The following is a 6,537-nucleotide window of genomic DNA, read 5'->3' as shown; positions in this document are numbered from 1 at the left end:
CGCCGACATCGGGCGGCGTGCCACCGAGATCGGGCCCCCTGCCGCCGACCTCGGGCCCCACGCAGGCACCGGGCCGCTAACCCGGATAGCCCCACCGCCGGCGAACTCTGTCACCCGCGCAAGGGCCGACGCCCGGACTCGCCGAGATTCGCCACGACGGCGTTGCTTGTGGCAGCAGCCCCCTCCGTCGAAGCCACCACCCTCGGCGTCACACGGCCCGACCTCGCCGCCACACGGCCCGACCTCGGCGGCAGAAGACCCGACCTCGGCGGAGGAACGCGGTATCCCAAAGGCGCCGCTTCAATTTCAAAAACTTCCCCCACAAAACCTCTTGCCATGTTTGGTATCCCAGAGCTATCTTGTATACCAAGTGATGAGAGGTCGGTCACACCCAACCGAGACTCTCCCACATCGGCACCGAAGCCGAAGCTGAGCCTCACAGCCCCAACAGGCCAGCGGATCCCACGAGCGGCCACGCCGCCACCACCGATCCGAAAAGAGAACCATGAACAGCCATCAGGACACCGTCGTCCAGCCGCTGAACGCCCAAGCCCACAGCGAGCGGGGCGCGTCGCCAGCCCCGCAGATCCCGATCGCCATCAGCCCCCGCCTCTACAACCGAGACCTTGCCCCGACTGAACGGAAGGGCCGCAGCTGGAGCGCGTACAGCATCTTCACCCTCTGGGCGAACGACGTGCACAGCCTCGGCAACTACGCCTTCGCGATCGGCCTTTTCGCCCTGGGACTGGGCGGGTGGCAGGTGCTCGGCGCGCTCGGCATCGGCGCCGTGCTGCTTTTCGCCCTGCTCAACCTCTCCGGCTTCATGGGGCAGAAGACGGGCGTCCCGTTCCCCGTCATGAGCCGCATCGCCTTCGGCATCCACGGGGCACAGATCCCGGCCCTCATCCGCGGCGGCGTGGCCATCGCGTGGTTCGGGATCCAGACGTACTTGGCGTCCGTCGTCCTCCGCGTCCTCCTGATCGCACTCGCCCCAGGCCTCAAGCCGCTCGACGACGGCAGCATCCTCGGGCTCTCGCCGCTCGGGTGGATTGCCTTCGTGGGGCTCTGGATCGTGCAGGTCGTCATTGTCAGCTATGGGATGGAGATGATCCGCAAGTATGAGGCATTCGCGGGCCCGATCATCCTCGCGACCATGCTCGCGCTCGCCATCTGGATGTTCGCACGTGCTGGCTTCTCGATCGCTTGGCACACCGACAACAGCCTCGAAGGCCCGGCCATGTGGGGCCACATCCTCGGCGGCGGCGCCCTGTGGGTGTCGATCTACGGCACGTTCGTCCTCAACTTCTGCGACTTCACCCGCGCGGCGAAGTCCAAGGGCTCGATCGTCAAGGGCAACTTCTGGGGCATCCCCGTCAACATGCTCCTCTTCGGCGCGATCAGCGTGGTGTTGGCCGGCGCCCAGTTCAAGATCGACGGCAGGATCATCACCTCCCCGTCCGACGTGGTCGAGGCCATTCCGAACACCTTCCTCCTCGCCGGCGCCTCCCTCGCACTCCTTGTGCTGACGATCGCTGTGAACCTCATGGCCAACTTCGTCGCCCCGACCTACGCCCTGACGAACCTCTTCCCGAAGCGCCTCAACTTCCGCAAGGCCGCGATCGTCTCGGCGGTGATCGGCCTCGTCATCCTTCCGTGGAACCTGTACAACAACCCGACGGTGATCGTGTACTTCCTCGGCGGCCTCGGGGCGCTGCTCGGCCCGCTGTTCGGCGTCATCATGGCCGACTACTGGCTCATCCGCCGCGGGCGGGTCAACGTCCGCGAGCTGTACACGGAGGAACCCGACGGCGAGTACCACTACCGCCGCGGCTTCAACCCGCGGGCGATCACCGCGCTCGTCCCGGCGGCCGCCGTCGCCCTCGCCATCGCCTTCGTCCCCGCGCTCGCGGTACTCTCCGAATTCGCCTGGTTCTTCGGGGCGGGCCTCGGCGCGGCAGCGTACTGGCTCGTCGCGGACCGCAAGCGCGAGTTCCACGACGCCGACGGCGAGGCGATCGCCGTCCCGGTCGTCCACTGAAGCCCGCCCGCACCGACTGACCAGAGAGAATCCCATGCGCATCCTCGTCGCCAACGTCAACACCACCCAGTCCATGACGGACGCCATCGCGGCTCAAGCCCGCCGCGCCGCGCTCCCCGACACCGAGATCGTGGGCATCACCCCGCGCTTCGGCGCTGACTCCTGCGAGGGGAACTTCGAGAGCTATCTGGCGGCTATCGCGGTCATGGATGCGGTGACAGCGTACGACGGCGATTTCGACGCGGTCGTCCAGGCCGGCTATGGGGAGCACGGCAGGGAGGGGCTGCAGGAGCTGCTCGACGTTCCGGTCGTCGACATCACCGAAGCTGCGGCGGCGACCGCGATGTACCTCGGCCACAAGTACTCCGTCGTCACCACGCTCGACCGCACGGTTCCGCTCATCGAAGACCGCCTCAAGCTCGCCGGGCTCGACGCGCGCTGCGCCTCCGTCCGCGCCTCCGGCGTGGCTGTACTCGAGCTCGAGGCCGACCCCGAGCGGGCCATTGAGGCGATCGTGGCCGAGGCCGAGTGGGCGGTCCGCGAGGACAGGGCCGAGGTGATCGTGCTGGGCTGCGGCGGCATGGCCGAGCTCGAGGAGCGTATCCGCGAGCGCTGCGGCGTCCCAGTGGTCGACGGGGTTGCTGCCGCCGTCGCCGCTGCTGAGTCGCTCGTGAGGCTCGGGCTGACCACGTCGAAGGTCCGCACCTTCGCCAAGCCCCGCCCCAAGAAGGTGGTCGGCTGGCCGCTTTCGGCCCGGCCCGCGGAGGCGGTCGTCGCGTAATACCTCGAGGTCGCGTAATCCCTCGAAAGGGGCGGGCTCGGATTTCCGGGCCCGCCCCTTTCCGCCATCGATTATTCAATTCACTGGAGGTAAAATTCCAGTGCAGTCGGAGCTGGGCAGACTGCAGGTCATCACTTCTGCCCCTCAGGTGAAGCCCATGTGTGAATTGCCGCAGCGGCACCTCCGCAGCGTCCTCAAACCCGCCCGCCTGCTCACGGCGCTCCTGGGTGTGGTGCTTGCTGCAGGCGCATGGCTCATCCCCCGCTCGTTCAGCTCGATTCCGATCGGCGTGGGCGCACTCTTGGTGCTGGCCGCCGCGATTCCGGCTCTCCGCGACTGGCAGCTCGAACTGCCCGGCATCAAGGTGAGCGGCTCGTTCGAAGACCGTCGCGGCGACATCTACGAAGTGTTCGAGCACCAACGCGGCGACTTCGAGCTGTGCGCGCAGATGCTGTGCCGCGACCCCGAGGAAGCGCGGACCCTCCTCGAAGCCGCGCTTTCCCAGAGCGCGGAGGCGTGGCGGGGCCCGGTTACGCCCCAGTTGCGCCTCTATACGCTCTGCCTCTTCGTCAAACTCGCCGAAGCCCGCGAAAAGTGGGCGTCGCCGCCCGCGAAGCATCCCAAGACCCCGCTCGACCCGCTCCACGCGCTGCCGTTCCCAGAACGCGTCGCTGTGGTCCTGCATGACTTCGGGCACCTGACGATCGCGGAGATCGCGAGCCTCACCGACTCCTCGACGCCCAGCGTGACGGAGCGGCTTGGCCTCGCGAACCAGAAGGCGCTCCTGGCGCTGGATGGGGGCCAGTCATGAACCGCAGAGGCCAGTCATGAACCACAGTGTCCGCGACCGCATCACCGCCGAGGCCGCGGCCCTCGCCGACCAGCACCCGGTCGACGTCGCGCGCGCAGCGGAAGCGGGAACCCGCAAGCTTCGAAAGCGGTACCTGCTGCTGACGGCGGTGGCGATTGGCGTCGTCGTCGTGCTCTCGGTGGGTGTCTTCTTCTGGCGTGCGGCCTCCGGCGCTCCTGCGTGGGGGCCCTTCGCGCCTGTGGCATCGCAGACGGCGCCCGCGTCGGGTGACAGCTCGCCGGTCGCGGTCGGCCTTCGGATCGACCCTGCCCAAGTTCTCTTGGCCCCAGGGTCCGTGCAGAACCTCACGACTTTCCTCGTCCTCGACACCGGCGGGTCTGTCGCGACGAATCAGGTCCAGGTGCGCTGGACGGTGGAGTGGGCGTCCTCGGACGAGTCCGTCGCGGCGATCGACCACGACGGCGTGGTGCACGCCCTGAGGCCGGGAAGCGTCACGATCCGCGCGATCGCGGAGGAACGGGGCGGAATCGGCTTCACCGCGACCTCCCGGGTGACGGTGGGCCGCGTACCCTGATCGCATGGCCGCGAACGAGCGCACGCGCGTTGCCATCGCCGGAGGAGGCCCGGCAGGCATGTTCCTCGGCCTCCTGCTGGCGCGGGGCGGCATCGACGTGACCGTCCTCGAGAAGCACGCCGACTTCCTGCGCGACTTCCGCGGCGACACCGTGCATCCCTCGACCCTCACGCTCCTCGACGAGCTGGGCCTTGGCCCGGCCTTCGCGGCGCTCCCCCAGCGCAAGATCACCTGGGTAGGCGCCGACCTCGACTCCGGTCCCGCCCAGCTCGGCGACCTCTCGCTGCTGCACGGCCCGCACAACTACATCGCCTTGGTCCCGCAGTGGGACCTCCTCGAGCTCCTCGCCGACGCTGCGAGCCGCGAACCGACCTTCACGCTGCTCCGGCAGGCGGAGGTCACCGGCCTGCTGAGAGCGGACGACGGCGGAACGGACCGCGGCGGCCGCGTCACCGGAGTCGTGTGGCGGGAGCGCCCGACGAGCGGGGAACTCGGAACGGAACACCGTCTCGAGGCCGATCTGGTCGTCGCGTGCGACGGTCGGGGCTCCGCGGTCCGCGCCGCCGCTGGCCTCGAGCCTGCAGCCTTCGGCGTGCCGATGGACGTCTGGTGGTTCCGCCTCCCGAGGGAGCCCGCGGACCCGGAAGGCGCTCTGGGCCGGATCCATCGCGGCCAGTTCCTCATCATGATCGACCGGGGCGACTACTGGCAGTGCGGCTACCTCATCCGCAAGGGAGCCGATGCCATGCTGAGGGCGGACGGGATCGGCGCGTTCCGGGGCCGCCTCGCCGAGCTGCTGCCGTGGCTCGCGGGCCGCACGGCGGAGGCACCGCCGTCGTTCGATGACGTCAAGCTGCTCGATGTGAGGCTTGATCGCCTCCCTCGATGGCACTTCCCCGGCCTCCTGGTCATCGGGGACGCGGCGCATGCCATGAGCCCGGTCGGCGGGGTGGGGATCAATCTGGCCGTGCAGGATGCTGTCGCGGCGGCCCGGATCCTCCGTCCCGCCCTCCTCCGCGGAGGCCAGGTCCCGGAGACCGTGCTGCAGAGCGTGCAGCGCCGGCGCTGGTGGCCCACCGTGCTGATCCAAGGCTTCCAGCAGCTCGCCCATCGCGGAGTTGTGGGGCGGGTCCTCGATGAGAACGCCGCCCATCAGCAGAACTGGGCCAGCGCCGCGCGGCAGCCGCTTCCGCTCCGGGTGCTCGATGCCCTGCCCGCACTGCGGGTGCTCCCCGCCAGGCTTGTGGGCATCGGACCGCTCCCCGAGCACGCTCCGAGCTGGGCGCGGCGCTGACTCAAGCCCCTGAAATCTTTATGAGCAGAACCCCTTGTCATGCAAACGTTTGCAGAGAAACATGGCGAATCAAGCCGTTCTAGTACACGGTGCATTCGACCAAGGAGGCTCGAGAAATGCATATTGGCGACTGGCTCGTCCTGAGCGCGTATTTCGTCGTCATGGTGGGGATCGGATGGTGGGCAAAAAAGCGGGTGAAGAACGCTGCTGACTTCTTCACGGCTGGCGGACGAATGCCATGGTGGCTGTCCGGCATTTCCCACCACATGTCCGGCTATTCCGCCGCGGTATTCGTTGCCTATGCCGCAATTGCCTACACCACCGGCTTTGCCCTCTACGTGTGGTGGGCCGTCACCATCACCATTGCGTGCGTGATCGGCTCCATCCTGTTCGCGCCGCGGTGGCCGCGGCTCCGACAGCGGCTCGGCATCATCTCCCCGCTCGAGTACCTCAGCACGAGGTACAACCTGCCCGCACAGCAGGTGCTCGCGTGGTCAGGCGCAGCGCTGAAGGTGTTCGACGTCGCGGCCAAGTGGGCAGCCAGCGCGTTGCTGCTCAATGTGTTTGCCGGAGTCCCCATCGGCGTCGGGGTCTTGATTGTCGGCGGGGTCACGCTGATCTACTCGACCATCGGCGGCCTGTGGGCAGACGCCCTGACGGATTTCGGCCAGTTCGTGATCCAGTTCGTGGCGGGCATCGCCATGCTGGTGTTCTCCCTGATCAAGCTCGGCGGCGTGTCTGCCATCGCGGATATCTGGACGAAACTGCCCGCTTCGCATTCCCAGCCTTTTGCAGGGGACTACACGCTCCCCTTCTTCCTCGCGTACATCCTGATCAGCACCATTTCCTACAACGGCGGCACATGGAATCTTGCGCAACGGTTCATTGCATCCCCAACCGGCTCCGCCGCGCGCAAGTCCCTGATCCTCTCGGGCGCGCTGTACTTGATCTGGCCGCTCGTCCTCTTCTTCCCGATGTGGGCGGCGCCGCTGATCCTGCCGAATCTGGCGCATCCGGACCAGTCGTACGCCCTGCTCAC

Annotated in this window: 6 protein-coding genes; all 6 read left to right on the top strand. The window is 67.8% G+C overall.

Annotated features, from left to right (window positions below; translation table 11 throughout):
• Positions 1-505 precede the first annotated feature (505 nt).
• Positions 506-2,038 (top strand): NCS1 family nucleobase:cation symporter-1, encoded by a 1,533-nt coding sequence (locus tag ACTHL9_RS18295; RefSeq protein WP_440520692.1) that lies wholly within the window; start codon positions 506-508, stop codon positions 2,036-2,038.
• Between the two features lie 34 nt (positions 2,039-2,072).
• Entirely contained in the window at positions 2,073-2,819 is a 747-nt protein-coding gene (locus ACTHL9_RS18290) for an aspartate/glutamate racemase family protein (protein ID WP_440520691.1), read from the top strand.
• Between the two features lie 157 nt (positions 2,820-2,976).
• Positions 2,977-3,630 (top strand): hypothetical protein, encoded by a 654-nt coding sequence (locus tag ACTHL9_RS18285; RefSeq protein ID WP_440520690.1) that lies wholly within the window; start codon positions 2,977-2,979, stop codon positions 3,628-3,630.
• A 16-nt stretch (positions 3,631-3,646) separates the two neighbouring features.
• Positions 3,647-4,204 (top strand): Ig-like domain-containing protein, encoded by a 558-nt coding sequence (locus tag ACTHL9_RS18280; RefSeq protein ID WP_440520689.1) that lies wholly within the window; start codon positions 3,647-3,649, stop codon positions 4,202-4,204.
• Between the two features lie 4 nt (positions 4,205-4,208).
• Complete coding sequence (locus ACTHL9_RS18275; protein WP_440520688.1) at positions 4,209-5,498, top strand: FAD-dependent oxidoreductase; 1,290 nt, start codon at positions 4,209-4,211, stop codon at positions 5,496-5,498.
• 116 nt (positions 5,499-5,614) lie between these two features.
• The coding region (locus ACTHL9_RS18270) for a sodium:solute symporter family transporter (RefSeq protein WP_440520687.1) at positions 5,615-6,537 on the top strand (923 nt) is incomplete at its 3' end.

This window comes from Sinomonas sp., from assembly GCF_051955515.1.
GTDB lineage: Bacteria > Actinomycetota > Actinomycetes > Actinomycetales > Micrococcaceae > Sinomonas.
This window is presented reverse-complemented; position numbering and strand designations above follow the sequence as displayed.

What these genes read in the sequence shown, in the direction of transcription:
- ACTHL9_RS18295 (WP_440520692.1), top strand. Translation starts at nt 506, where the DNA reads ATGAACAGCCATCAGGACACCGTCGTCCAGCCGCTGAACGCCCAAGCC.
- ACTHL9_RS18290 (WP_440520691.1), top strand. Translation starts at nt 2,073, where the DNA reads ATGCGCATCCTCGTCGCCAACGTCAACACCACCCAGTCCATGACGGAC.
- ACTHL9_RS18285 (WP_440520690.1), top strand. Translation starts at nt 2,977, where the DNA reads ATGTGTGAATTGCCGCAGCGGCACCTCCGCAGCGTCCTCAAACCCGCC.
- ACTHL9_RS18280 (WP_440520689.1), top strand. Translation starts at nt 3,647, where the DNA reads ATGAACCACAGTGTCCGCGACCGCATCACCGCCGAGGCCGCGGCCCTC.
- ACTHL9_RS18275 (WP_440520688.1), top strand. Translation starts at nt 4,209, where the DNA reads ATGGCCGCGAACGAGCGCACGCGCGTTGCCATCGCCGGAGGAGGCCCG.